Here is a 24,668-nt window from a genome sequence, read left to right on the forward strand (position 1 = left end):
TAAAAAGTGTAAAAAATGGTAAGGTCCCTTTTAGATTGGGACAATTTAAAAGGAAAATAGTGATGTTAAAAATAGAAAATGTAAATCAATATTATGGACAAAGTCACACTCTTTGGGATTTAAACTTAGAGTTTAAAAAAGGTAGATGTACTTGTGTTATGGGAAGAAATGGAGTTGGAAAAACTACTTTGAGTAAAGTTATCATGGGTTTACTTCCAATAAAAGATGGAGGATTAATCTACAATGACCAAGATATTTCAAAATTTCCTGACCATAAACGAGCAAGTATCGCAATAGGTTATGTTCCTCAAGGAAGAGAGATATTTTCACAATTAACAGTTTTAGAAAATCTTCAAATAGGAGTTATGTCAAATAGACATAAAATAAAAAAAGTTCCTAGTAAAATCTATGATTTATTTCCAGTTTTAAAAGATATGCAAAAAAGAAAAGGTGGAGATTTGAGTGGAGGTCAGCAACAACAACTTGCAATCGCAAGAGCACTTTGTATTGACCCTGATTTTTTAATACTAGATGAACCAAGTGAAGGAATCCAACCAAATATCGTAGCTCAAATAGGACAAGTTATTGATTATCTTACAAAAGAAGAGCAAATAACTGTTATGTTAGTTGAGCAAAAACTACCTTTTGCAAGACGTCATGGTGATGATTTTTATGTGATAGACAGAGGAAGTGTAGTTGCAAATGGTGAAATAGGGCAACTTAGTGATGAGATTATTAGGAAGTATATGTCGGTTTAAGTTCATAACTTTTTTGTTGGGAATCTCTCAATAAATAAATAAATAAATTCTAATATTAATATATAATTTTGTTATGAAAGTTATTGTATTTTAAATTAAAGTTAGACTTTTGGAGTAAGAATTTAAATGAATATAATTAAATCAAAATTAACAAAAATTAATTCGAATTGGAATGAATATTATTTTATAAAAGAGTTTTTTCAAAAGAAAATAAATTTTACTGATGAAGTTAAAACAAATTATTATGGAGATTTAAATAACTATCTTCATGATACATTATCTTTGGTAAAATCATTTAAAAAAATAAAATCAGATGCAGACTATATTTCTCAAATTATTGTTTTATTGCAAGTTATTTATACTCAGCAAGATTTGATAGATGAATTACTATATATATTTAAATTAGCAAAGTCTACAAATGAAGATAAAAATCCAAATAGAGATATCAGAAATGAACTCATAGGACATCCAATAAGTAGAAATAAAAAAGACAATAATAAATTAAAATCTTCTATTCTTTTTGATATAAGAAATAGAGATGAAAATTATATATCTTATGCAAAATATTCAATGAGAAAATCAGAACTCAAAAAATATAGTATTGATGAAATAATTGAAAATCATAAAAACTTTTTAAATAAATATTTGGACAAAATTCTAAACAAAATTGAAAAAGAAATAAAAGAGTATAAAAAAACGATTGAGAAAGTATTTAATATCCCATTAATAAATCAATTTGAATATATAGATAGAATTGATAAAGAGTTATTATCAAGTATAAGTTATATTTTTGAAAAAGAGAGTTTAAAATATTATTATCAAAATAGGACAAAACACATAAGATATTCATATTGTTTAGAAAAATATGAAAGAGTTTTAAAATCTGTAATAACAGGAAAAGAAGATAAAACTAAATACTACTCTTTAATAGAAATATATGACGAAGAGCAACTTTACAAAAAAGATAAAATTTTTACTATAGATTTTTATATTGAAAAATACAAAGATAATGAAATAGTCTTAAATGAATTAAATAATATGAAAAAGAATATAAATAACAATGCAGAGTATTATTCTTCTTTAAATTTTTTATGTGAAAATGAGAAGCAATTTTAAATGTGGAAAAAAGGGAGCGACACGATTTTTTAAATAATGGTGTTGCTTTTGTGTTGTTTTTCCAAAATCCAACAAGCAAAATCTATATATTATTTATACAGGTGAGAAAAAAGTAATCTATCTTTTTTTGATAGAATATTTATAGATTTAAGAACGATTTTTAGGATAAAAATGAGTATAAAGTTTAGTTTTAAAGATGAGGTTTTTTCTTTAGATAAATTACAACTTCCTTCAAGACATTACCATTTTAACGATAATGAAAACTATATAAAGTTATTAAATATAGGTGAGGGTATTTTTCCAAAGGATAAAATAAGAACATCTTTAAGCCTTGATAATTCAAACTTAATCTTTACAACCGAATCAGCTACAAAAATCTATCCATCAAAAAAAGAGTATGGAATCCAAAAAATAGATATTGTTTTGAAAAACAACTCAAATTTAGAGTTTATAAATGATGAGTTGATTTTGTACAAAGATTCACGTTATATTCAGTTTTTTAATCTAAAAAGTGATGAAAACTCAACTTTTTTTTATACAGATATTTTAAGTCGTGGAAGAAGTTTTGAGAATTTTGATTTTTCAAATATGCTTATAAAAAACTCATTTTTTTGTGAAAAAAGTATGGAATATATGGAAAAATTTGATGTAAAAGGTGCTGAATTAAAAGATTATATTAATAGAAAAAGCAGTAGCAATTTTATTTTTGCAAAGATTTATATAAAAACAAATAACAATGAAGAGTTTTTAAATAGGATTTATTTGGAAAAGTTTGAGAGTTTTACATACACTAAAAATAAAAAAATCATTCTTGGAGTAATCAGTTCAAATAATATGTTTGAGTTAAAAAATCAAATTTTTAAGATTTGGGAACTTTATAGAAAAGAGTTAAATAAAAGTAAATTTAATTTAGGTAAACAATAAGGAGGAAAGATGTTTTTAACAAATAGAGAACAAGAAAAGTTATTGATTTATACAGCTTCAAAACTAGCCTTAGAAAGAAAAAATAGAGGTTTAAAACTAAACTATCCAGAAGCTGTGGCAATTATTAGTTCATATATAATTGAGGGTGCTAGAGATGGAAAAAGTGTTGCACAACTTATGGTTGATGCTACAAAAGTTTTAAAAGAGGATGATGTTCTTGATGGTGTTGCATCTATGATGTATATGGTTCAAGTTGAAGCAACATTTGAAGATGGTACAAAATTAGTTACTGTTCATAATCCAATTCCTTATGATAAAAACATATTAATCCCTGGAGAATATCTTGTAGATGAGGGAGAAATAGAACTAAACGCTTCAAAAGATATTATTACAATTGAAATAGAAAACAAAGGTGATAGACCAGTTCAAGTGGGTTCACACTATCACTTTTTTGAAGTAAATAAAGAACTTAGTTTTGAAAGAGTTAAAGCTTATGGAAAAAGAATAGATATTCCAGCTGGAACATCTGTAAGATTTGAGCCAGGAAGTAAAAAGAGTGTGAACTTGATTGATTTTAGTGGTAGAAGATATGTTAGTGGATTCAATGGTTTAGTTGAAGGCTTTTTAGATGATGAAAATGTTAAAGCTAAAGCTATGCAAAATCTTTCAAAGTTTTTAGGAGAGTAAGATGAAAATTAGTAAAGAAAAATATGCTTCTATGTATGGACCAACTACTGGTGATAGATTTAGACTTGCTGATACGACGCTTATTGCTAAGATAGAGAAAGATTATACTATTTATGGAGAAGAGAGTAAGTTTGGTGGTGGAAAAACTGTAAGAGATGGTATGGCTCAAAGTCCAACGGCTGTTGATGTTGCTGATTTGATTATTACAAATGCGATTATTATAGATTATACGGGGATTTATAAAGCTGATATTGGAATCAAAGATGGAAAAATCTTAGCTATTGGAAAATCAGGAAATCCAAATCTTTGTGATGGAATAACAGAAGGTTTAGAAATTGGAGCAAATACTGAAATTCTTTCAGCTGAGGGAAAAATCATAACTGCTGGTGGAATAGATACACATATTCACTTTATAAGTCCAGGTCAAATAAATGAAGCACTTTCAAGTGGAGTTACAACTATGATTGGTGGAGGAACAGGGCCAAATACTGGAACAAATGCCACAACTTGTACTCCAGGAGAGTGGAATATCAGTAAGATGATACAAAGTGTTGATGATTTACCTTTAAACTTTGGATTTATGGGAAAAGGAAATAGTTCAAGTTACGAAGCTTTAAAGGTACAAATAGAAGCTGGAGCTATGGGATTAAAACTTCATGAAGATTGGGGAAGTACACCAAATGCTATTGATACTTGTTTAAGTGTTGCAGATGATTTTGATGTACAAGTTGCAATTCACACTGATACTTTAAATGAATCAGGATTTGTTGAAGCAACAGTTGGAGCTTTTAAAAATAGAACAATTCATACTTTCCATAGTGAAGGAGCAGGTGGTGGTCATGCACCTGATATTATGAAAGTGGCAGGTCTATCAAATGTACTTCCCTCAAGTACAAATCCAACTTTGCCATATACTAAAAATACAATTGAAGAACATCTTGATATGCTTATGGTTTGTCATCATTTAAGTCCAAAAATTCCTGAAGATGTAAGTTTTGCAGAGAGTAGAATTCGAGGAAAAACAATAGCTGCTGAAGATGTGTTACATGATTTAGGAGCTATTAGTATAACAAGTAGCGATTCACAAGCTATGGGAAGAGTTGGAGAAGTAATCATACGAACTTGGCAAGTTGCCCATAGTATGAAACAACAAAGAGGAACACTTGAAGGTGATGATGAAAAAAGTGATAATAATAGAATCAAAAGATATATTGCAAAATATACTATAAATCCTGCAATTGCTTGTGGAATTGATGAGTATGTTGGAAGTGTTGAAGTTGGAAAAATGGCAGATTTAGTCTTATGGAATAGGGCATTTTTTGGAGTAAAACCTGAAATCATCATAAAAGGTGGATTTATCGCTCTTGCTATGATGGGTGATAGTAATGCTTCAATTCCAACACCAGAACCAAATATGTATAGACTTATGTTTGGAAGTCTTGGACGTGCAAGTGGTGCTACAAGTGTTATCTTTACTTCAAAAGTAGCAAGTTCAAATCTAAAAGATAAACTAGGAATTTCAAAGAATGTATTGCCTGTAAAAAATACTAGAAATATTGGAAAAGCCAATATGAAACTAAATGATTTTATAGGTGATATAGAAATAGATAGCGAAACATATGATGTAAAAATCAATGGAGAACCAATCGAGTCAAATTATGTAGAAAAAGTGCCAATGGCTAGACGATATTTTATGTTTTAGGAAAAAAAAGTGACATTTAGCGTAATAAAAAAAGTAATAGAGATAAAAAAAGATATCCCATTTAGTGATGAGGTTGAACTCTCTTGGTTTGATATGCAAAAGCCAAATTTAACAGCAGTTACTAAAAAAGGAGTGAATCTAGTAGTAAAAGCTAAGTTTACTCATCTTCATGAAAATGATATTTTAGTTTGCGAAGATGGAATAGGAATAAAAGTTAAAAGAAGTGAAGATGAGATTTTCTCTTTAGAGTTTAGTGATGCTTTAACTTTTGCAAAAACTGCTTATGAAATAGGAAACAGACATCAGCCCTTACAGATTGAAGAGTTTAAAATCATAGTTTTAGATGATATCTCAATAGCTGATATTATCAAAGATTGTTATGCCAATGAATCTATAAAAGTTGAAAAAACAAAAGCTTATTTCAAACCAAATGGAAAAGCACACCATAGCCACTAAAATGCAAAAAACAAATCTAAAAAGCCTTAGCCGATTTATGCAAATACTTGATGGGAGTTTTCCCTCAGGTGTATTTGTACACTCTTTTGGTTTAGAGCCTCATATTTTAAAAGAAAAAGTAAAAGATATAAATAGTTTAAAAATCTATTTAGAAAATCTAATTATCGACCAATACTCTAAAATAGAGTTTGTTTATGTTAAAAAAGTTTATGAAGCTTTAGAAAAAGAGAAGTTAAATTTAGTAAAAAAACTTGATAATGAGCTTGGAACTTACTTAACTTTTGAGTTTGCAAAAGCTTCACGTGATATTGGGCAAAACTATTTTGCACAAATCAAAAATCTAGCTTCAAAAGATATTGTAAAAGAGTATTTCTCTTTGATTGAAAATAAATTTTGTATTGGAAATGAAATAATAGTATTAAGTGTTATGGCTTTTGATATGGATATTTGTTTGGAAGATTTTATTGTTATGTGGACAAAAAAGAATCTTATAAACATAGCTGTTACAACTTTAAAAATCTCAAGAATAAAACCAAGTGAAATACAAAAAATGCTTTTTGAAATAGATGAGATTTTAGAAAAGTTTGATTATAAAAATATAAAAAATAAAATCACAAATTTTAATCCACTTTTTGAAGAGATTATATTTGCGCATAAAAATTTAGAACCTAAATTGTTTGTAACTTAGAAAAATTTATCAATTATCAAACTCTAAAATAGGCTTCACTTCGGGTACCCAAAATCAAAGATTTTGACCCTAAAGTTGCAGAGTATTTTTTCATTTGCTTTTGATAAATTTATATGAAATAAAAAAAGGAAAAAAATGAGTTTAAAAATAGGAATAGCAGGACCAGTTGGAAGTGGAAAAACTTCACTTATTGAGTCTTTAACAAATTTATTAAAAGATAAATATAGTTTAGGAATTGTAACAAATGATATTTATACAACAGAAGATGCAAATTATCTAAAAAAAACACTTGATTTGGATAATGAAAGAATTATTGGTGTTGAAACGGGTGGTTGTCCTCATACTGCAATAAGAGATGATATTTCTATGAATCAAAAAGCAGTAGTTGAACTTGAAGAAAAATTCAATCCAGACATTGTATTTGTAGAAAGTGGTGGAGATAACTTAAGTGCTACTTTTTCTTATGAGTTAATTGATTATTATATTTACGTAATTGATGTTGCACAAGGTGCTGATATTCCTAGAAAAAAAGGAGCAGGGCTACTTTTTTCTGACCTTTTAATTGTAAATAAAACAGATTTAGCACCTTATGTTGAAATTGATTTAGTTGATATGCAAATCGATGTAAAAGAAAATAGAAAAAATAAACCTTATGTATTTATTTCAAAAAAAGAGCCCCAAACTTTAAATCAAGTTGTTTCTTGGATTGAAGCACTTATTTAAACAAAAACATTTTTAGGATAAAACATCCTAAAAATTATAAAACAAAAAAATAGAATAAAGTATGTTTTTAAACTAAGCTCTATATTAAATACTGTTGAAATCAAAAAATAAAATATAGCAAGAATTAAAAGCCAAAAACTAACTAATGAAAAAAATATTAAGATGATTCTAAATACTGTTCCTATCGAATTTTTACTCATTTAAGTTCCTTTATAATTGCTTGTATTTGTCTTCTATGTATAAATGTATGCATAAACATAAAAACACTCCAATCATAATTATTAAATTCTATAAACCAAGGGTGTTTTTTCTTCATTTTTGATTGTTTTTTATCTAAAGATTTTATAAACAAAATATACTTTTCATAGAACTTTTTAAAACTTTCATATTGATTTTCAATATTCTGTTTTGGTTTTACATTTTCTATTTTTATCTCTTCTTCAAACTCTTTTTCTAAACTTAAAGCTTCAATAACATCTTTGACTTTATTTCCTGCAATTTCTAAATGTTCTAAAACCATATTTATTGAAAATTGTCTTGTATCATCTTCTATTGCAAAAGTTCTATTTATAAGTGTTTTTTGTGTTAGTAAGTTCTTATCAATAGGTTTTAATAATTTATCAATAATTTTTAGTTCTCTTTGTAATAAAAACAAAGCAATATCCCAAGTTATTAAAATCCTAATTGATGGAACTAAAACATTTTTTATAAAAAGTTTTTCAAAATTTGGTAAGCCTGCGCCAGGAGGTTTTAGTTTCATATTTGTTCCTTTGTGATGAGAAATTTTACATTTATATAATTTAACTATAACTTAAAATTAGAGTAATTACTCTAATAATAAATTGAAAAGTTAAAAATAGTATAATCAAGTATGAAAAAAGAGTCAGTAAGTAAAAAAAAGATAAAAAAATATGCCTTAGATTTGTTTAATGAAAAAGATACATTTTCAATTACTACAAATCATATTGCACTTTGTGCAAAGATTTCTACGGGAAATTTGTATTATCACTATAAAAATAAAGAAGATATTATTATTGATATTTATGAAGAGATGATTGAAAAATTTGAGAATTTAAATAGCTTTGAAAAGATATTAAATAGCCAAAATCCTTTAGAAGAGTTATCAAAAATGTATGATTTATATTTAGATATTTTTTGGGATTATAGATTTCTTATGAGAGATTCATCTGTTTTACTCTCAACTTTGCCTAAATTTAAAGAGATTTTTATTCAAAGACAAAATCTTAGAATAGAGCAAATAAAAATGTTGATAGAGTATTTTATTTTAAAAGATATTTTTAAACAAATGAGTGAAGATGAGATTTTATTATCTGCAAAATTAAATTGGTTTATTTCAACTTATTGGCAAAATTTTATTTCTATAAATGAGGTAATTACAAAAGAGTCTTTTAAAGAGGCAAAGGATGTTATATTTAAAATAAATATAAATCCTTTTTTAAAATAAAAAAGAGGATTATTCCTCTTCTTTATTTGTTAGAACTTCGTCATCTTTATGACCACTAAGTCTTGAAATTAAAACGAAGAATAGTGGAATAAATAAAATTGCTATAAATGTAGCAGTTAACATTCCTCCTACAACTCCAGTTCCAATAGAGTGTTTACTTGCAGCTCCCGCTCCACTACTAATAGCAAGTGGCATAACTCCAACTGTAAATGCTAATGAAGTCATAATAATTGGTCTAAGTCTTACTTTAGCAGCTTCAAGTGCCGCATCAACCAATTTTATACCTTCTTTTTGTTTTTGAATAGCAAACTCTACAATTAAAATTGCATTTTTAGCTGCAAGTCCTGCAAGAACAAGAAGTCCAATTTGGAAATAGATATTATTGTCTAAGCTTCTTATATTTGTAGCAAGAATTGCTCCAAAAATTGCAAATGGTACTGCTAATACAACAGAAAGTGGTAATAACCATCTTTCATAAAGTGCACAAAGAATTAAGAACAGAAAAACAATACCAAAAATAAATGCTTGTGCAGAACTTCCACCAATTTGTTTTTCTTGATAAGCAGTTCCTGTCCAGCTGATTGTATAACCTTCTGGTAAAACTTCATTCGCAACTTCTTCAATAGCTCTTAATGAATCTCCAGAACTATATCCAGCTGCTGGTTGTCCTGAAACTTTTGCTGCTTGGAAAAGGTTAAATCTTTCTACGATATCAGCTCCAACAACTTTTTTATAGTTTATAAATGAATTAATTGGTAAAAGTTCACCTTTATCTGATCTAACATAAACATATTGGAAATCATCAACATTATTTCTAAATTCATCTTTAGCTTGTAAATTAACTTTATAAGTTCTTCCATATAAAGAAAAATCATTTACATAATAACTTCCAAAAGTTGCATTTATAGTGCTATAAATATCACTTAGACTTACACCTTTTGCTTTTGCTTTTTCAGTATCTACATCAATTTGAAATTGTGGAATATTAGCAGCTAATGCAGTTCTAACTCCCATTAATTCAGGTCTAGTTTTGGCTTTTTCAACTATCTGATTTACAATTTTTCCTAAATCTTCAATAGTTCCACCTTTTCTATCTTGAACGTACATATCAAATCCACCTGTAACACTCATCCCCATAATAGGAGGTGGTACAACGGCAAATGAAAACCCTTCACTTGTTCCCATTAGTTGTTTACTAAATTTTGCTAAAAGTGCTTGTGCTTCTTGCTCAGGATTTGGTCTTTTGCTCCAATCTTTTAATTTAATAATTGTTGCAACTGTATGGCTTCTTTGTGCCGAAGTTGTAAAGTCATATCCAGCAAGAGTAATTATATTATTTACGCTTGGATCTTCTGCAATAATTTTATTTATCTCTTCACTTAACTCTAAAGATTTTGACATAGAGTATCCTGGAGGGTTAAATCCAAATACAAAGATTGTTCCTTGATCTTCATCAGGAAGAAGTCCAGTTTTCATAGACTTAAACATATCCCAAGATATAAACAATAATCCAGCATATAATAAAACAGAGATTAAAGAAAATCTAATACTTTTTTTAACTATTACTGAATACCCTTGTGTAGCTTTTGCAAAAGAATCATTGAACCATTTGAAAAAACCTTTTGGTTCATGTTTTTTGTTTTTTAATACTTTTACACAAAGAGCTGGAGTTAAAGTTAAAGCAACGAATCCAGAAATAACAACAGAAATAACAATTGTTATGGCAAACTGTCTATACATTTCTCCACTTAATCCACCCATAAATGCAACAGGAATAAATACAGCACCTAAAACTAAAATAATAGCAATTAAAGCTCCAGTTACCTCTTTCATAGCAATAAATGCAGCTTCTTTAGGAGTTTTTCCTTCTTCCATGTGTCTTTCAATATTTTCAATAACGATAATAGCATCATCAACAACGATACCAATAGCAAGAACTAAACCAAATAAAGTTAGTAAGTTAATACTAAATCCTAAAGCATACATCCCTGCAAATGCACCAACTATTGATACTGGAACCGCAATAAAAGGAATAATAGTTGCTCTCCAGCTTTGTAAGAATAAGAAAATAATTAAAATTACAAGTATTAAAGCTTCAACGAAAGTTTTAACAACTTCATGAATTGAAGCTGTAATAAAATCTGTACTATCATAAGGAATACTATATGTCATATCTTCAGGGAAAGTTTTACTTGCTTCTTCTAAGGCTTTTTTTATAGCATCAGCAGTTTCAAGTGAGTTTGCACCACTTTGTAAAAATATTCCAATAGGAATCGAAGGTGCATTATTTAATCTTGTTGTAACACTATAATCATTAGCTCCAAGTTCAATAGTTGCGATATCTTTTAATCTTAAACTACTTCCATCTTCATTTGCTCTAATTACAATATTTCCAAATTGTTCAGGATTTTCAAACCTTTGTGGAGTTCTAATTGTATATGTATACATCTGTTTTTGAGCAATTGGTTCAGCTGCAATTTTTCCAGCTGCATATTGATTATTTTGTTCTTTAATTGCTGTTATAACATCAGTTGTAGCAAGTGAATATTTTGATAATTTTAATGGATCCATCCAGATTCTAATAGAGTAATCTTTTGCTCCAAATATCATAGCATCACCAACTCCTTTAACTCTTTTTAATGATTCAACTAAGTTTAATAAAGCATAGTTTGATAAATAAATTGAATCAAAAGTTTTGTTTGGAGATTCAAGCATAATAAATTGCAAAATACTTGGACTTCTTTCACCTACAACAACACCTTGTCTTTGTACTTGTTCAGGCATTTTTGCTAAGGCAGCTTGTACCCTATTGTTTACATCGATTTTTGCATCATCAGGATTTGTTCCAACTTCAAAAAATACGTTGATACTTAATCTTCCACTATCTTCTGCTAGAGAGTTCATATAAAGCATATTTTTTGCACCATTTATCTGCTCTTCAAGAGGAGCAGCAACAGTTTTTGCAATAGTATCTGCACTAGCTCCTGGATATGAAGTACTTACAATAATTTGAGGTGGTAAAACTCTTGGATATTGTTCAATTGGTAAATTGAACATAGCAATTATTCCCGTCAAAAATATTATAATCGATAAAACACCAGCAAAAACTGGGTTTTTAATAAAAAATGAAGAAATCATAATTATTTCTCTTTATTTACAATTTGAACTTTTGTATCTGGTCTTAATTTTGCAAAATTACTAGTTACAATTTGTTCATTTGGTTTTAAACCACTTTTTATAACCATTCCTTCTTTTACTAAATCTCCAGTTACAACTGGTCTTGGTTTTGCTATATTATTTTCATCAACAACAAAAACAATAGTTGCTTGTACAGTTTTTAATACAGCATTTTCAGGAACAACAAAAACATCACCTAAAGATAGATTTGAAATCTCTATTTTTGTAAAGTTACCCACTATTAATTCATTATTTGCATTTTCAAATTTTGCTCTTAAAAGTAGAGTATCAGTATTTGTATCTATTACAGGAGCAATATAATCAATTTCTCCATTTTCATAAGTTTTACCATCTGTGATAAGTTTAATTTTTGCACTTTTATCTTTTATTTGAGAAAGATATTTATTCATATCATCTTTTGGTAAAGAAAACTCAGCATGAATTGGATTTGTATTTGTAATAGTTACAAGTAAAGAATTATTTGAACTACTTCCAACTAAATCTCCAATATCATGTTGTTTTATACCAACAATTCCATCAATAGGAGCTGTTACAGTTGTATAGTTTAGATTTATTTGTGCTTCATCTAATGCTGCTTTTGAACTTTCATATTGGTATGTATAATCATCAAAAGATTGTGGACTAATTGATTTTGTAGCAATTAATGATTTAGCTCTTTCATAATCTTTTTTTGCTTTTGTATATTCAGCTTTTTTCATATTTAAATTTGCTAAATAAGTATCTGGCTCTATTTTATAAAGTAAAGTTCCTTTTTTTACAAAATCACCTTCTTTAAAATGTTTCTCTTTTAATATTCCAGAAACCCTTGCTATAACATCAACTTGTTCATAAGCTTTCAAAATAGTTGGATAAGTCTTATTTGTAGTATTATTTTGTTTTGTAATTGTAAATGTTTGAACAGGTAATCCTGGTGCTTCATTTGGTGCTTTTGCTTCATCTGCAATTAAACTATTAAATCCTAAAAAAAGGAAAGATATTGCAACTAACGACTTTTTTATCATTTTATATACTCCTCTAATTTTTCACCACTTTGGTAAATCACGTTTGCTCTTTTTATTTCTATATCATTTAATGAAGCTCTATATCTGCTAAGAGCATCAAATTTTTCACTTAAACTTTGTAAAAAGGCAACATTATCAACTAAACCATTTTCATATTTTGATTTGATGATTGTATAAGCACTATCAGCTGCTTTTAAACTAGCTTCAGTTGAAGCTATTTTTGCTTTTGCTATTTCATAAGCTTTAAGTGATAGTTGTAAATCTACATTTGCTTTGTTTTTTTCATATTCTAAATTTAATTTTGAAGCTAAATACTCTTTGAATTTTGCTTCATATTTATATTTTGTTTCTCCAAATGAAAAAATATTCCATTTTAAGTTTGCACTTGCGATATTTTGATGATCTACATCATTTCCTAAATCATTATTAGCATGATTATACTCTTTATCATAATATGTAAAAGTATTATCTAAAGTGATTGTTGGTAAATAACCACTTTTTTCAGCTTTTGCATTACTTAAACTTGTTTGAGTATCATATTCTAAAGATTGAATATCAAATCTTGCACTTTCTTCTTTTACATCTTGAAGTTCATTTACATTTGAACCTGCTGTAATATCGACTTTAGTACCAGTTATATATTCTAAATTATGTAAAATTGTGATGATATTTAAATCAATTTCTTTCAGTTCAACTTTTGCAGCTTCGACATTTGAAATGATTTTTTGTACTTCATCTTCTGTTGTAGTTCCAGCTTTGAAGTATCTACTTAATCTTTCCATTTGAGCATCAAGTTGCTCGATTTCTTTTAATTTAGCATCTTTTTGTGCCATATATGATAAGTAGTTAAAATAGTAAGTTATAACAGTTAATGAAATATCGTTTTTTAAAGCATCAACAGATTTTTCGTTACTTTTTATAGATGATTCATAACTATCATAAATATCGTATTTTTTTCCACCATCATAAAGATTATAATTTACACTTCCATATACATTTCCTGATTTATGAGCAACATTTGGTCTTTCATCATCAGTTACTGAATATCCTGCACCTAGGTCTAATTTTGGTAAATAACCACCTTTTACACTTCTATATTCATCTTTTAGTGCATCTAATTTTTGTTTAGATGATTCAACTAATCTATTTTGAATAGCTAAATTTACTAGCTCTTCTAAACTTTGTGAATATAAAAAAAGTGGTACAAAAAAAATAAATAATATCTTTTTCAAAAACAACTCCTTTTTTTAATGAAGAGAAATTTTATCTATTTTTTACTTAAATATATCTTGCTAGAAAGATACTTTTAATAATTGTTTTGCTACAATCCTTCTATGAATAAACAATATATAGATGACTTTTATGAAAGATGTACTACAGATAAAAAGTGTGCGATATTCGCATTATCATTACCTTTATTTTTAATAAGTAAAGATTTAACAGTAAAATCAGAACAATTTTTAAAAACAGATTATGATTTATTACATACAGATATTGATGTTTTAGCATCTTTATATTTTAAAGGAGAAAATTATACTTTATCTCCAACAGAATTATATGATGCCTTGATATTTTCTTCAGGTGGAATGACAAAAGTTTTAAAAAAACTTCAAGATAGAGAACTTATAAAAAGAGATTCAGTAAAAAATGATAAAAGAAAGAATCTAGTTTGTTTAACACAAAAAGGAACAGAGTTGATAGAAGAAATTATGGATAATAAAGCTTCTATGATAGAAAAAACTTTTTCAGTTTTAGATAAAAAAGAAAAAGAAAATCTAAAAAGTATCCTTTCGAAAGTTCTTTATTCTTTAAACTAACATATTGTTTTATTTGATATAAATCATGTTTTAAATAAAAATAATAAACTATACTTTCTTTCATGTTATAAAGGATTGATATGTTTGGTTGGTTTATAAAAAAGAAACAAAAAGCAAAAAGAAAAATAACTTATGTATGCAAACATTGTAAACTTAGTTGTGAAACTTGTGTTACGATGTTTTGTTATGCGTGTTATTCAAATTCTGGAAATCCCTGTCCTAGATGTGGAAAAACAAATCAAATGCAAGTAGAAGAAAAAATTTTAACAAAAGAGTATGTAACTCCTATAAAAAGTTAAAAGTAAGAAATAAATATTTATTTTTTACTTTTAAATTGCTCTTCTAAAGCTTTTAATTCATCAACATTTTGTTGTATTTTTTTTACTACTTCTTCAAAAGCAAAACCTTTCATAACTATTTCATAAAGTTTTGGCTTTTCTTTTCTCCAATTTCTAAGAGTTACAGGAGTAACACCAATATATCCAGCCATATCTCTTTGAGTCATAAAAATCTTTTTTTATAAAAGTAGATTTTTATCATATTCTTCATATAAATTTTCAATTTTTGAGGTAGATATTTTAATGATTATTTCATTATTTAAATTTTTATCATATTTTTCAAGAATACTATTTTTCATTTAAATTCTTTTACATTTTATAAGATATTATAAATTAATATGATTTAATTCGCCTATTAAAACTAACAACATAAAGTATATTTGTGAAAAAAATTTTATTTTTATTACTTTTTACACTGTTCTGCTTTGCTAATGAAATTAAAAGTATAGATTTAACTAAATTTGAATGGCAATATAAATGGGGTGATTCTCCTTTTGAAAATAATTTTCCTCTTTGGACAAATGATAAAGAAAATGACTCTTCTTGGCAAAAAATAGATTTCCCTAGTAATCCAGAAAATAGAAATAATCAAACAAATGTTTGGTATAGAGTAAAACTTCCTGATGTATTACCAAATGAGCCTAATTTATACATAGTTAGTATTGATTTAATTACACAAGTTTATTTTGAAAATAGACAAATATATCATTTTGGAGAATTTGATAAAGAAGGAAAGGGCAAATATAAAGGTTGGCCTTGGCATTTAATAAAACTTCCAAATGATAGTGCAGGAAAATATCTCTATTTTAGAATATTTTCAGATTATGCAGATATTGGGTTTTTTGGAGAGATAAAAATATCTTCAAAAGGTGATTTATATGAACAAATGTTACAGTTTGATATTCCAAAAATTATGGTTGGTTCTGTTTCTATTTTTGTTTCAGTTCTATTTTTATTAACTTTTTTATCAAAATTTAAAAGATTAGAGTTATCAATTTTAGGGTTAATGTTTTTAACTCAAGGATTAAATGTACTTTTTTCAGCAAAAATACTTGAAATCTATTTTCATTATCCTCTTTTTAAACAATATATTTTAGCAATTGCATTTTTCTTTTTCCCTATTGGAATGGCTCTTTTTATCGATAAAACTATAAATCGAAATGTTCCTTTTAATCTTATAAAAAAAATTTGGCAAATACATTTAATATATCTAATTGGTGCAATTTTTGGTTCACTTTTAGGATTTTTTTCTCTTCCTTCTACTTATGAATATTTTGATATTTTTTACAATTTTATAACTCTTCCTATTTTGACTTTTTTTATGATTTATTTCTTTTTTAAAGGTAATAAAGAGACAAAAATTATTACCTTTAGTTTTTTTATAATCTCTATTTATTGGCTTTACTCTTCTTTAATTGCAGCTGCTCTTGTGCCTTGGGAGGAGTATCCAAGTGATGTTGCAGTATTTATTTGTTTGTTACTTTTATCTTATTCTATGGTAAATAAATTAAATTACACACAAGAGTTAGAAGATGCAAAAGAGGAATTAACTATTTTATCATCAACTGATTATTTAACTAAATTGAATAATCGTAAAAATATAGATTTAGCTTTAAAAATGAATGAAAATTTATATAAAAGATATAAAGAACCTTTTTCTGTAATTTTATTTGATTTAGATGATTTTAAAAAAGTTAATGATACTTATGGTCATTTAGTTGGAGATAAAATTATTATTGAAATAGCAGATTTATTGCGAAAATATACAAGAGAATCTGACATTATAGGAAGATGGGGAGGCGAAGAGTTTATTATAATTTGTCTAAAAACAAATTTACAAGAGGCTTTAGTCGTTGCTTTAAATTTGAAAGAAAAAGTTTCATTACATAAGTTTGATAAAGTTGGAAATAAAACAGCAAGTTTTGGTGTATCTACTTTTAAAGATAATGATACAATTACAGAACTTTTAACAAGAGCTGATGATGCAATGTATAAAGCTAAAACAAACGGAAAAAATAGAGTAGAAATGGAAGTTTAAAGCTCCATTTCAAGACCGATTGGACAATGGTCACTTCCTTCTATATTATCTAAAATATAAGCATCTTTTACATAATCTTTTAAATCAGAACTAACATAAAAGTAATCAATTCTCCAGCCAACATTATTTGCTCTGGCATTTGCTCTATAACTCCACCAAGAGTATTTATCTTTTATATCGCCATTTATAAGTCTAAAAGTATCGATATAACCATGAGATAAGAATTTTGTTATCCAATCTCTCTCCATTTGTAAAAATCCACTTGTATTTTCATTGGCTTTTGGTCTTGCAATATCAATTTCCGTATGAGCTGTATTAACATCGCCACAAACAATGATTGATTTTCCATCTTTTTTTAGATTTTCGCAATGATTTAAAAACCTATCATAAAATTCCATTTTATAATCAAGTCTTTCTTGACTACTTTGTCCATTTGGGAAATATACATTAAAAAATGCGATATTTTTATCTGCTAAATTGAAATGAACTTCGTTGATTCTTCCTTCATCTAAAATATCTACACTTTCACAAATACTTTGAAAAGTAGGTTCAATATCAGAAAATAGGGCAGTTCCACTTCTTCCTTTGATTGCTGATGCACTTGCAAATAGAGTTTTGAACTCTTTTGAAAAGATAGTTTTTGGAATTTGGTCTTTCATTGATTTTGTTTCTTGAACACCAAGTAAATCAACTTCAATTTCATCTATCCATTTTAACGCATCTTTTTTATCAACTGCTCGTATTCCATTTACATTCCATGAAATAAATTTATATCTTTTTGCCATTATTTAGAATTTTCCTTTTTCTCTTCTTTTTTATCTTCTTTAATTAGATTTTGTGGTGCTTTAGGTGTTGTTGGTTTATTTATACCAATATTTTTGAAATCTTTATTTGATAAACTATTTTTTTCATCTATTAGATTTTCACTTTTTCCACCATGCATATCTATTTTTCCATTATCTTGAATCATATAATTATAATTTGCAAATAAAATATTTGCAAAAAGTGTAGTAACTATTAGTAATATTTTCATAAAAAGCTCCTATTTAAAAAAAATAATTATAACTATTTTTCAATAATAAAGGCTTTATTTGGTATTTTATGCATTATTTTTAAGATAGGATTTTTTTTATGTTGGAGTTAGGTTTAGGAGTTATCACTTTTTTGACTTCTGTTATTGCAGCAGTTGTTGGAATTGGTGGTGGAATGATGCTTATTGCTATTTTGCCTTCATTTTTACCTGTAAATGCACTTATTCCAGTTCATGGATTAACACAAGTTTCAAGTAATCTTAGTCGAGCAATTTTTGGATATAAAGATGTGCAATATGAAGTAGTACCTAAATTTTTAATTGGTTCTATTTTAGGAATTGCTTTTTTTGTAGGAATATTAAATTTTATTTCACTTGAATATGTACCACTATTTATTGGAGTTTATATATTACTTTCTCTTTGGAGTCAAAAGTTCAATGAAAAGATAAAAAGATATGAAAACTACTATTTAGCAGGTTTTTTTCAAACAGGACTTTCGATGGTTGTTGGAGCTACTGGACCGCTTACAATGACACTTTTATTTAAAGATTATAATGATAAAGATAAAGTTGTAGCAACTGGAGCTGCTTTGATGAGTATAACTCATTTTTTAAAGGTAGTTGTATTTATATATTTTGGATTTGTATTTTTTGATTATATATGGATTATTATATCTATGATTATTGGAGCAGTTGTTGGAAGTTTTGTTGGAACTAAACTAAGAAATATAATAGATGGTAAAAGATTTACTATTATATTAAAAATTTTACTTACTATTTTGGCATTAAACTTAATCATAGGAATATTACTAAAAAGTTTTTAGAGATTTTTATTACTTTTAAAGTAATAAAAATCCACACTGTTTACTGAAATCTTGTTGTTTTATAACTAACTTTTAACTTATGCTTTGTAGTTCTTCCTTGAACTCTTTTTCTCCACATTTTAAAACTGCTTTTTTTTAGAAGATTTCTCATCATTTTTTTTAATTCATTTTCAGTGAAACCATAAAGTTCTTTTATAGTATCAAAAGATACTCTATCTTGCCACGCCATTTCTACAAGTCTATTTTGGTCAGTTTCACTAAAAGATAAATCGCTTTGTTTGTTTTTCTTTTTTTTATTTAAATTAAAATTTCTAGCACAATCTTTTTGAAAATACATAAACTATTCCTGTATTGTATATGTAAGTTTAGATTTATCAAATCCCATACTAGTAATTTTTTCTAATAATTTATTTAAAACCTCATTACTCATAGTTTTTTCTCTTGAAAGTATCCACAAATACTCTTTTGATGGTGTTCCAACAATAGCATATTTATAATCTTTATCTAAATCTAAAATCCAATAGTCTCCATAAAATGGTCTAAAAAAGCTTACTTTTAGTTTACTATTTGTTTCATCTACACTATATGCAACTGCTTTTGCATCTTTAAATTCATTTGTAGACATCTTTGTACAACTATTAACAACTTGAATTTTTTCATCATCTCTTAAAGAGTAATTTGCCTTTACATTTTTACAATCTTTTTGAAAAGGATGTTCATATCTTGCTATTTCGTACCAATCACCAAGATATTTTTGTAAATCAACTTTTTGTACTGTTTTTAAATCTCTTTCTTGTTTTGTACTACAAGCTACAAAAAAGAGTGACAATAAAATAACTCCAAAAAAGTTAAACATTTTTTTCATAATTTCTCCTTTTTTATCTTTTGTAAATTTATAATAATTATATGATTTTTTGTATCATTTTTTTGTTAGTTGATGTATTTGAACTTAGTTTTATTAAATCATTTTTTATTACAAATTGAAATATTTTTAAATGAAATTTTTTAATTTTTATAAAATACAAATATGAAAACAGATATTTATCAAAAAATGGAAATTCTTAGCAATAGTGCAAAATATGATGTTTCTTGTAGTTCAAGTGGAGTTGAAACTTCATACAAAAAAGGAGAATTAGGAGCAACTCACACAAGTGGGATTTGCCACACTTTTACGCCTGATGGAAGATGTGTATCTTTGCTTAAAGTATTACTTACAAATATTTGTATTTATGATTGTGCGTATTGTATAAACCGTGTTTCAAATGATATTCCAAGAGCTGTTTTTAGTCCTAGAGAACTAGCAGACATTACAATCAATTTTTATAAAAGGAACTATATTGAAGGTCTTTTTTTAAGTTCTGGTATTGTAAAAAATGAAGACCACACTATGACTTTGATTTTAAAAGCTTTAAAAATTTTACGATATGAATATAGATTTAATGGTTATATTCATGTAAAACTAATCCCTGGAAGCAGTATGGAACTAGTTGAGCAAATCGTAAAACTAGCAAATAGAGTAAGTTCAAATATCGAACTTCCAAGTGATAAATCTTTAAAACTTTTAGCACCAAATAAAACAAAAGAGAAAGTTTTACAACCTCTAAAATTTGCGCGAGATTTAAGCTTAGTAAAGAATCAAAAACCAATAGGAATGAGTACTCAACTAATCGTTGGAGCAACACCTGAAAGTGATAGAGATATACTTAAACTTAGCTCTGCTTTATACGATAAAGCTTTGTTAAAAAGGGTTTATTATAGTGCTTATATTCCAGTAAACAATGATAAAAATCTTCCTTCAATTATCACCAAACCTCCACTTTTAAGGGAACATAGACTTTATCAAGCTGATTGGTTACTTAGATTTTATGATTTTTCTTGGGATGAGATAGTTACTGATGAGTTTCCAAATTTAGATGAAGAACTTGACCCAAAAACATTTTGGGCATTGAATAATCTAAAATATTTTCCTATGGAAATAAACACAGCTTCAAAAGAAGAATTATTAAGAATTCCAGGAATTGGAGCAAGGGGTGTAATGAAGATTTTAAGTGCTAGAAGATTTAAAAGACTCACTTTTGATGATTTGAAAAAATTAAAAATTTCAATCAAAAAAGCAAAATATTTTATCACTTGCAACAAAGATTTTCAAAGAGAAGTTCCATTTTATAGAGAAAGTCTAAAACTTGCACTTACTAAACCAGACCCAAAAAAACTAATACAACCCTCACTTTTTGATATTAGTTCATTAACGGGTGAATTATGATTTTAGTTTATGATGGAACTTTTGAGGGATTTTTATCTTTGGTTTATGAGGTTTATTATAAAAAATTAAAACCTATAAAAATCTATAAAACTCTTCCAAATGAGATGATTTTTGAAGAAATTTTAGAAATAAATACTTTAAAAGATAATGCTATAAAAGTTTTAACTGCCATAAAAACAAAATTTCCAAAAGAGTTAATCCAAAGAATTTTAAATATTTTTATGTGTGATTCAAAAGAGTTTGAACTCTATTTATTGGAGTATATTATTATTGGTTTCAAAGAAGTAAAACAACTATACAACATCAATAATTCTTGCGTTTTTTATCTAAATAATCTTGAAAAAGAGTTATTTAGAAATGTGCATAAATTAACTGGATTTATAAGATTTGAAGAACTTGAAGATGCAACTTTATATGCAAAAGTTGAATCAAAATTTAATGTTGTTTATTTTTTAGGAAAACATTTTTTAAAAGGCTTTAACAACCAAAATTTCATAATCCACGACTTAAATAGAAAACTAGCTTTTGTAAAAATGCAAAACGATTTTTCAGTTCAAGAAGTTGCTTTTTTTGATGAACCAAATTATTCATCAAATGAACAAAAATTTCAAAAACTTTGGAAAAGTTTTTTTAATGCAGTTACTATAAAAGAAAGGTTAAAACCAAAGCTACAAAGACAGTTGGTTCCTTTACTTTATAGAACTTATATGAGTGAGTTTACTTTATAAATAGAATTTTTAAAAAACCGATTGATACTAAAATCAAAGCAATGTTTTTTAGATTTTCATCATAAAAAATCAAAAATAGTCCAAATAAAACAAATGATAAAGATTTTAAATATGAACCAAAATACTCTTTTAAATCTTTTTTTATAAATTCTAGTTGATCTTTATTTATTAATACTTCAAGTTCACCTTTTGAACTTTTTGAAATCATCTGTTTAAGACTTTTTAAAAATTTAGGCAAAGATTCTATTTCATCTAAAACTATTTCTGTAATAGTAGTTTTTATTCCTAAAGCTTCGGGAAGATTATCTTTTAGAATGGGTAATATATCTTTTACTCCATTGAAATTTTCTATGTAAGTTGTTCCTAAACCTTCTATTATTGCACTTACTCTTAAAATATATACTGCATCACTTGGTAATTTAAATGGTAAATTTCTTGTGCTTTCTAAAACTTCAAAAGCTAGTTTTTGCATAGATTCACTAGATAAATTATCATTTGAAAAAATATCAAACATTTTTTGACTAAATTCAACCATCAAACTTTGAGGAGCTTCATAGCTAATAGTTCCTAATTTCTTATTTGCTCTTACAAAAGTATCAAAATCACCTTTATTTGCACCATCAATTAGTTCAATAATAGCAACTCTTGTATCATTAGAAATATTTTTAACCATTCCAAAGTCAAGTAAAACCAAATCTCCATTGCAATTTATAAGCAAATTTCCAGGATGTGGGTCTGCATGAAAATATCCATTCATTAGCATTTGTTGTGTATAAAAGTTTACAAGTTTTGAAATAATCTCTTTAAAATCAATATTATGTTTCATTAAAGAATTTTTATCATCAAATCTAAAACCTTCCATAAAACTCATAACAAGCGCACTACAACTACAAAACTCTTCATATGGCTTTGGAAATAAAACACCACTATTTTCATAGATTTTTGAGAATTTTTTTAAGTTTTCAAGTTCAATCGTAAGATTTGTTTCATCTTTTATCATACTTGAAAATTCATTTATAACCGCATCAATTGAATTTTTTGTGTAATATGAAAAAAGTGGTCTAAAAAGTTTATTAAAAAAGTTTAATATTTTTATATCAACTCTTACTTGTTTTTCTATATTTTTGCGTCTAAGTTTTACTGCAACTTTTGTATCATCATTTAGATATGCAATATGAACTTGTCCTATTGAAGCACTTGCAATTGGTTCATTGTCAAATTTTTTAAAAGAATCTTGCTTGAAAGACTCTTTAAAAACCTCTTCAAAATCAGCTTTAGACATTTTTGGAAGTTTATCATGTAACTCTTTTAGTTCATCCAAATACTCTTTTGAAAAAAAATCTGACCTTGTTGCTAATACTTGGGCGAGTTTTATAAAACTTGCTCCTAAATAAAATATTGTCTCTTTTAATTTTTTTGGTTTTAAAGGTTTAATAAATAAAAAACTATCCCTTTTTTTAATAAGTAAAAAAAGAGATAATAAAAATCTAAAAATTAAATAGATTCTAAAAGGTGAAAAAAGTTTTAGATATATAAAAAAAGTTTTTATTTTAAATCCTGTTTTAACTTCTCTAAATCTGCTTTTGTAGCAACTCCTAGTTCATCTAAAACTTCTTTAAACATATCTTTTATTTTCGTTTTGATTCTTTCATCTTCATCTTTTCCTTTTTTTTCTAAAGACTCTAAGAAACTCTTTGCATCATCTGTTTTGATTTTTCCTTTTTCTTCAAGAGTTTTTAACTCTTCTTCAACACGCTCTTTTAAAAGTAAAGCTCCACCAAGACTTGTAAATAATATTTCTTTTAACATTTTTTGCTCCTTAAAATTTGATTTTTCTAATTGGCTCCGCAGATGGCTTTGCAAAGTAATAACCTTGAGCCAATGAAGCACCATTTTCTTTTAAGTATAAATACTCCTCTTTAGTCTCTATACCTTCAGCTAAAACAACAATATTGTTCTCTTTCGCAATATTTACAATTGCTGTAAAAACAGATTGATTTGCTTTATTTTTATAAATATCTTTAATTATTTCTCTATCTACTTTTACAATATCAGGTAAAAGTTGAACTATCATATTTAAAGAAGAATAACCACTTCCAACATCATCTAAAGCAATCATAAAACCTTTTGACTTATAAAAGTTTAAAATATTCTTCAAATGTTCAATATCTTCTATGTTTTCACTTTCAACAACTTCAAATATTACATTTTTAGGATCAAACTCTAAAGAATTCGCCCATTTCACAGTTGATTGTAAACAGTGATTTGGGTCATAAATTGCTGTTGGAATGAAATTTATAAAAACTTTTGCTCTAATATTTTTAATGGCAGCTGTTTTTAAAGAATTCTCTCTACAAGCTCTATCTAAATAAAAAAGCATATCTCCATCTTTTGCCCAAGTAAAAAGTTTGTTTGGTGAAACTAAAGTCCCATCTTCATTTACACCTCTAGCAAGAGTTTCATAACCATAAATTGTATTAGTTTTAACATCTAAAATTGGTTGAAAATGTGTAGTTAATCCACCTTTTGAAAGTAAAGATGAAAGTTCTTGTGCAGAAATTTGGTTTTTATATTTTTCTAAACTTTTTACATTTTTAATTTTTGAGTAATCAAGTTTTTCATTTTCATTTAAACTAAGTATATAAATAGCTTCTCTTTCATGTTTTTTAAAAATATTTTTTGAAAGAAGATTGCTTAAAAAATCAATAAAAGAAGAAGTTTTAATAACAATAGTTAAACTATCCTCTTTAAAATAATTAATATTATTGTCATCTAAAAAATTTTTAAATTTTGTGCATAATTCAATAACTTCAAAACCAAAAATTAGATTTGATTCACTATCTTTTAATATTGGTAAAGTCTGGCATTTTATGCAAGATGATGTAGGCATATTTACTCCTCTTTTTTAAAAT

Annotated in this window: 28 protein-coding genes; 15 read left to right on the top strand and 13 right to left on the bottom strand. The window is 26.6% G+C overall.

Translation table 11 applies throughout. The features are described 5' to 3' along the window. Positions 1–62: 62 nt before the first annotated feature. The 8 genes from urtE (at position 63) to ureG (ending at position 7,054) form a co-directional block, all read left to right on the top strand. Positions 63–758, top strand: coding sequence for an urea ABC transporter ATP-binding subunit UrtE (gene urtE / locus CKV87_RS04020; RefSeq protein ID WP_012012545.1), 696 nt, complete (start codon positions 63–65; stop codon positions 756–758). 126 nt (positions 759–884) lie between these two features. Then, complete coding sequence (locus CKV87_RS04025; RefSeq protein WP_012012546.1) at positions 885–1,874, top strand: gluzincin family metallopeptidase; 990 nt, start codon at positions 885–887, stop codon at positions 1,872–1,874. Positions 1,875–2,045: 171 nt separating this feature from the next. Continuing rightward, positions 2,046–2,798: an urease accessory protein UreD gene (locus tag CKV87_RS04030; RefSeq protein ID WP_012012547.1), complete on the top strand. Its 753-nt coding sequence runs from the start codon at positions 2,046–2,048 to the stop codon at positions 2,796–2,798. A 9-nt stretch (positions 2,799–2,807) separates the two neighbouring features. Next, on the top strand, positions 2,808–3,485 hold the full coding sequence (locus CKV87_RS04035; RefSeq protein ID WP_012012548.1) for an urease subunit gamma: 678 nt from the start codon (positions 2,808–2,810) through the stop codon (positions 3,483–3,485). Between the two features lies 1 nt (position 3,486). Then, positions 3,487–5,187, top strand: coding sequence for an urease subunit alpha (gene ureC / locus CKV87_RS04040; RefSeq protein ID WP_012012549.1), 1,701 nt, complete (start codon positions 3,487–3,489; stop codon positions 5,185–5,187). 9 nt (positions 5,188–5,196) lie between these two features. After that, entirely contained in the window at positions 5,197–5,643 is a 447-nt protein-coding gene (locus tag CKV87_RS04045; RefSeq protein ID WP_012012550.1) for an urease accessory protein UreE, read from the top strand. A gap of 1 nt (position 5,644) precedes the next feature. Continuing rightward, entirely contained in the window at positions 5,645–6,331 is a 687-nt protein-coding gene (locus CKV87_RS04050; RefSeq protein ID WP_228126926.1) for an urease accessory protein UreF, read from the top strand. A gap of 135 nt (positions 6,332–6,466) precedes the next feature. Continuing rightward, positions 6,467–7,054, top strand: coding sequence for an urease accessory protein UreG (ureG, locus tag CKV87_RS04055; RefSeq protein ID WP_012012552.1), 588 nt, complete (start codon positions 6,467–6,469; stop codon positions 7,052–7,054). Here ureG and CKV87_RS04060 read toward each other — a convergent pair. Together CKV87_RS04060 and CKV87_RS04065 are read right to left on the bottom strand one after the other, a co-directional pair. Then, positions 7,051–7,254, bottom strand: a complete 204-nt coding sequence (locus CKV87_RS04060) for a hypothetical protein (RefSeq protein ID WP_041644902.1) — start codon at positions 7,252–7,254, stop codon at positions 7,051–7,053. The two genes, ureG and CKV87_RS04060, sit on opposite strands and share 4 nt — an antisense overlap. Beyond that, positions 7,251–7,814, bottom strand: a complete 564-nt coding sequence (locus tag CKV87_RS04065) for a hypothetical protein (protein WP_012012553.1) — start codon at positions 7,812–7,814, stop codon at positions 7,251–7,253. The genes CKV87_RS04060 and CKV87_RS04065 overlap by 4 nt, the downstream gene beginning before the upstream one ends. A gap of 111 nt (positions 7,815–7,925) precedes the next feature. Between CKV87_RS04065 and CKV87_RS04070 the strand changes: the two genes are divergently transcribed. Continuing rightward, positions 7,926–8,519, top strand: coding sequence for a TetR/AcrR family transcriptional regulator (locus CKV87_RS04070; protein WP_012012554.1), 594 nt, complete (start codon positions 7,926–7,928; stop codon positions 8,517–8,519). Between the two features lie 9 nt (positions 8,520–8,528). Here the strand turns inward: CKV87_RS04070 and CKV87_RS04075 are convergent, their stop codons facing one another. The 3 genes from CKV87_RS04075 to CKV87_RS04085 are packed head-to-tail and all read right to left on the bottom strand — an operon-like array spanning position 8,529 to position 13,950. Continuing rightward, positions 8,529–11,657, bottom strand: a complete 3,129-nt coding sequence (locus CKV87_RS04075) for an efflux RND transporter permease subunit (protein WP_012012555.1) — start codon at positions 11,655–11,657, stop codon at positions 8,529–8,531. 2 nt (positions 11,658–11,659) lie between these two features. Beyond that, complete coding sequence (locus CKV87_RS04080; protein ID WP_012012556.1) at positions 11,660–12,718, bottom strand: efflux RND transporter periplasmic adaptor subunit; 1,059 nt, start codon at positions 12,716–12,718, stop codon at positions 11,660–11,662. Then, the gene (locus tag CKV87_RS04085; protein ID WP_012012557.1) at positions 12,715–13,950 is read right to left on the bottom strand and encodes a TolC family protein; all 1,236 of its coding nucleotides are present in this window, start codon (positions 13,948–13,950) and stop codon (positions 12,715–12,717) included. The genes CKV87_RS04080 and CKV87_RS04085 overlap by 4 nt, the downstream gene beginning before the upstream one ends. Positions 13,951–14,031: 81 nt before the next feature. On the opposite strand from CKV87_RS04085, the gene CKV87_RS04090 reads away from it, so the two are divergent. Together CKV87_RS04090 and CKV87_RS04095 are read left to right on the top strand one after the other, a co-directional pair. Further along, positions 14,032–14,535, top strand: a complete 504-nt coding sequence (locus CKV87_RS04090; RefSeq protein ID WP_012012558.1) for a MarR family winged helix-turn-helix transcriptional regulator — start codon at positions 14,032–14,034, stop codon at positions 14,533–14,535. A gap of 80 nt (positions 14,536–14,615) precedes the next feature. Further along, entirely contained in the window at positions 14,616–14,834 is a 219-nt protein-coding gene (locus CKV87_RS04095; RefSeq protein WP_004510865.1) for a hypothetical protein, read from the top strand. Positions 14,835–14,851: 17 nt separating this feature from the next. Here CKV87_RS04095 and CKV87_RS04100 read toward each other — a convergent pair whose 3' ends face one another. Further along, on the bottom strand, positions 14,852–15,040 hold the full coding sequence (locus CKV87_RS04100; RefSeq protein ID WP_012012559.1) for a helix-turn-helix domain-containing protein: 189 nt from the start codon (positions 15,038–15,040) through the stop codon (positions 14,852–14,854). A gap of 215 nt (positions 15,041–15,255) precedes the next feature. Here CKV87_RS04100 and CKV87_RS04105 point away from each other — a divergent pair, with 215 nt between their 5' ends. Further along, a complete protein-coding gene (locus CKV87_RS04105; RefSeq protein ID WP_012012561.1) occupies positions 15,256–16,911 on the top strand; it encodes a sensor domain-containing diguanylate cyclase in 1,656 nt (551 codons plus the stop codon). Here CKV87_RS04105 and xth read toward each other — a convergent pair. Both xth and CKV87_RS04115 read right to left on the bottom strand, forming a co-directional pair. After that, a complete protein-coding gene (gene xth / locus CKV87_RS04110; protein WP_012012562.1) occupies positions 16,908–17,696 on the bottom strand; it encodes an exodeoxyribonuclease III in 789 nt (262 codons plus the stop codon). The two genes, CKV87_RS04105 and xth, sit on opposite strands and share 4 nt — an antisense overlap. Then, positions 17,696–17,944 carry a hypothetical protein gene (locus CKV87_RS04115; RefSeq protein WP_012012563.1) on the bottom strand — a complete coding sequence of 83 codons (249 nt, stop codon included), beginning with the start codon at positions 17,942–17,944 and terminating at the stop codon, positions 17,696–17,698. Before CKV87_RS04115 ends, xth begins: the two co-directional genes overlap by 1 nt. Before the next feature lie 98 nt (positions 17,945–18,042). On the opposite strand from CKV87_RS04115, the gene CKV87_RS04120 reads away from it, so the two are divergent. Beyond that, complete coding sequence (locus tag CKV87_RS04120) at positions 18,043–18,765, top strand: sulfite exporter TauE/SafE family protein (RefSeq protein WP_012012564.1); 723 nt, start codon at positions 18,043–18,045, stop codon at positions 18,763–18,765. A 40-nt stretch (positions 18,766–18,805) separates the two neighbouring features. On the opposite strand, the gene CKV87_RS04125 is transcribed toward CKV87_RS04120, so the two are convergent. Together CKV87_RS04125 and CKV87_RS04130 are read right to left on the bottom strand one after the other, a co-directional pair. Further along, the gene (locus CKV87_RS04125; protein WP_012012565.1) at positions 18,806–19,102 is read right to left on the bottom strand and encodes a TIGR03643 family protein; all 297 of its coding nucleotides are present in this window, start codon (positions 19,100–19,102) and stop codon (positions 18,806–18,808) included. Positions 19,103–19,105: 3 nt separating this feature from the next. After that, positions 19,106–19,630 carry a lipocalin family protein gene (locus CKV87_RS04130; RefSeq protein ID WP_012012566.1) on the bottom strand — a complete coding sequence of 175 codons (525 nt, stop codon included), beginning with the start codon at positions 19,628–19,630 and terminating at the stop codon, positions 19,106–19,108. Between the two features lie 162 nt (positions 19,631–19,792). Between CKV87_RS04130 and CKV87_RS04135 the strand changes: the two genes are divergently transcribed. Both CKV87_RS04135 and CKV87_RS04140 read left to right on the top strand, forming a co-directional pair. After that, complete coding sequence (locus CKV87_RS04135) at positions 19,793–21,028, top strand: putative DNA modification/repair radical SAM protein (RefSeq protein ID WP_012012567.1); 1,236 nt, start codon at positions 19,793–19,795, stop codon at positions 21,026–21,028. Beyond that, complete coding sequence (locus tag CKV87_RS04140; protein WP_012012568.1) at positions 21,025–21,756, top strand: TIGR03915 family putative DNA repair protein; 732 nt, start codon at positions 21,025–21,027, stop codon at positions 21,754–21,756. The genes CKV87_RS04135 and CKV87_RS04140 overlap by 4 nt, the downstream gene beginning before the upstream one ends. On the opposite strand, the gene CKV87_RS04145 is transcribed toward CKV87_RS04140, so the two are convergent. The 3 genes from CKV87_RS04145 to CKV87_RS04155 all read right to left on the bottom strand — a co-directional run bounded on the left by CKV87_RS04145 (position 21,746) and on the right by CKV87_RS04155 (position 24,646). Beyond that, positions 21,746–23,077 carry an ABC1 kinase family protein gene (locus tag CKV87_RS04145; protein WP_012012569.1) on the bottom strand — a complete coding sequence of 444 codons (1,332 nt, stop codon included), beginning with the start codon at positions 23,075–23,077 and terminating at the stop codon, positions 21,746–21,748. The genes CKV87_RS04140 and CKV87_RS04145 overlap by 11 nt on opposite strands. A 224-nt stretch (positions 23,078–23,301) precedes the next feature. Continuing rightward, positions 23,302–23,565, bottom strand: coding sequence for a hypothetical protein (locus tag CKV87_RS04150; protein WP_004510875.1), 264 nt, complete (start codon positions 23,563–23,565; stop codon positions 23,302–23,304). A gap of 10 nt (positions 23,566–23,575) precedes the next feature. After that, positions 23,576–24,646, bottom strand: a complete 1,071-nt coding sequence (locus CKV87_RS04155) for an EAL domain-containing protein (RefSeq protein WP_012012571.1) — start codon at positions 24,644–24,646, stop codon at positions 23,576–23,578. Positions 24,647–24,668 lie beyond the last annotated feature (22 nt).

Source organism: Aliarcobacter butzleri, from assembly GCF_900187115.1.
Classification (GTDB): Bacteria; Campylobacterota; Campylobacteria; order Campylobacterales; family Arcobacteraceae; genus Aliarcobacter; species Aliarcobacter butzleri.

Excerpts from the sequence above, each read along its gene's own strand:
- urtE (WP_012012545.1), top strand. The coding sequence starts at position 63 with ATGTTAAAAATAGAAAATGTAAATCAATATTATGGACAAAGTCACACT.
- CKV87_RS04025 (WP_012012546.1), top strand. The coding sequence starts at position 885 with ATGAATATAATTAAATCAAAATTAACAAAAATTAATTCGAATTGGAAT.
- CKV87_RS04030 (WP_012012547.1), top strand. The coding sequence starts at position 2,046 with ATGAGTATAAAGTTTAGTTTTAAAGATGAGGTTTTTTCTTTAGATAAA.
- CKV87_RS04035 (WP_012012548.1), top strand. The coding sequence starts at position 2,808 with ATGTTTTTAACAAATAGAGAACAAGAAAAGTTATTGATTTATACAGCT.
- ureC (WP_012012549.1), top strand. The coding sequence starts at position 3,487 with ATGAAAATTAGTAAAGAAAAATATGCTTCTATGTATGGACCAACTACT.
- CKV87_RS04050 (WP_228126926.1), top strand. The coding sequence starts at position 5,645 with ATGCAAAAAACAAATCTAAAAAGCCTTAGCCGATTTATGCAAATACTT.
- ureG (WP_012012552.1), top strand. The coding sequence starts at position 6,467 with ATGAGTTTAAAAATAGGAATAGCAGGACCAGTTGGAAGTGGAAAAACT.
- CKV87_RS04060 (WP_041644902.1), bottom strand. The coding sequence starts at position 7,254 with ATGAGTAAAAATTCGATAGGAACAGTATTTAGAATCATCTTAATATTT.
- CKV87_RS04065 (WP_012012553.1), bottom strand. The coding sequence starts at position 7,814 with ATGAAACTAAAACCTCCTGGCGCAGGCTTACCAAATTTTGAAAAACTT.
- CKV87_RS04070 (WP_012012554.1), top strand. The coding sequence starts at position 7,926 with ATGAAAAAAGAGTCAGTAAGTAAAAAAAAGATAAAAAAATATGCCTTA.
- CKV87_RS04075 (WP_012012555.1), bottom strand. The coding sequence starts at position 11,657 with ATGATTTCTTCATTTTTTATTAAAAACCCAGTTTTTGCTGGTGTTTTA.
- CKV87_RS04080 (WP_012012556.1), bottom strand. The coding sequence starts at position 12,718 with ATGATAAAAAAGTCGTTAGTTGCAATATCTTTCCTTTTTTTAGGATTT.
- CKV87_RS04095 (WP_004510865.1), top strand. The coding sequence starts at position 14,616 with ATGTTTGGTTGGTTTATAAAAAAGAAACAAAAAGCAAAAAGAAAAATA.
- CKV87_RS04100 (WP_012012559.1), bottom strand. The coding sequence starts at position 15,040 with ATGACTCAAAGAGATATGGCTGGATATATTGGTGTTACTCCTGTAACT.
- xth (WP_012012562.1), bottom strand. The coding sequence starts at position 17,696 with ATGGCAAAAAGATATAAATTTATTTCATGGAATGTAAATGGAATACGA.
- CKV87_RS04115 (WP_012012563.1), bottom strand. The coding sequence starts at position 17,944 with ATGAAAATATTACTAATAGTTACTACACTTTTTGCAAATATTTTATTT.
- CKV87_RS04120 (WP_012012564.1), top strand. The coding sequence starts at position 18,043 with ATGTTGGAGTTAGGTTTAGGAGTTATCACTTTTTTGACTTCTGTTATT.
- CKV87_RS04125 (WP_012012565.1), bottom strand. The coding sequence starts at position 19,102 with ATGTATTTTCAAAAAGATTGTGCTAGAAATTTTAATTTAAATAAAAAA.
- CKV87_RS04130 (WP_012012566.1), bottom strand. The coding sequence starts at position 19,630 with ATGAAAAAAATGTTTAACTTTTTTGGAGTTATTTTATTGTCACTCTTT.
- CKV87_RS04135 (WP_012012567.1), top strand. The coding sequence starts at position 19,793 with ATGAAAACAGATATTTATCAAAAAATGGAAATTCTTAGCAATAGTGCA.
- CKV87_RS04140 (WP_012012568.1), top strand. The coding sequence starts at position 21,025 with ATGATTTTAGTTTATGATGGAACTTTTGAGGGATTTTTATCTTTGGTT.
- CKV87_RS04150 (WP_004510875.1), bottom strand. The coding sequence starts at position 23,565 with ATGTTAAAAGAAATATTATTTACAAGTCTTGGTGGAGCTTTACTTTTA.
- CKV87_RS04155 (WP_012012571.1), bottom strand. The coding sequence starts at position 24,646 with ATGCCTACATCATCTTGCATAAAATGCCAGACTTTACCAATATTAAAA.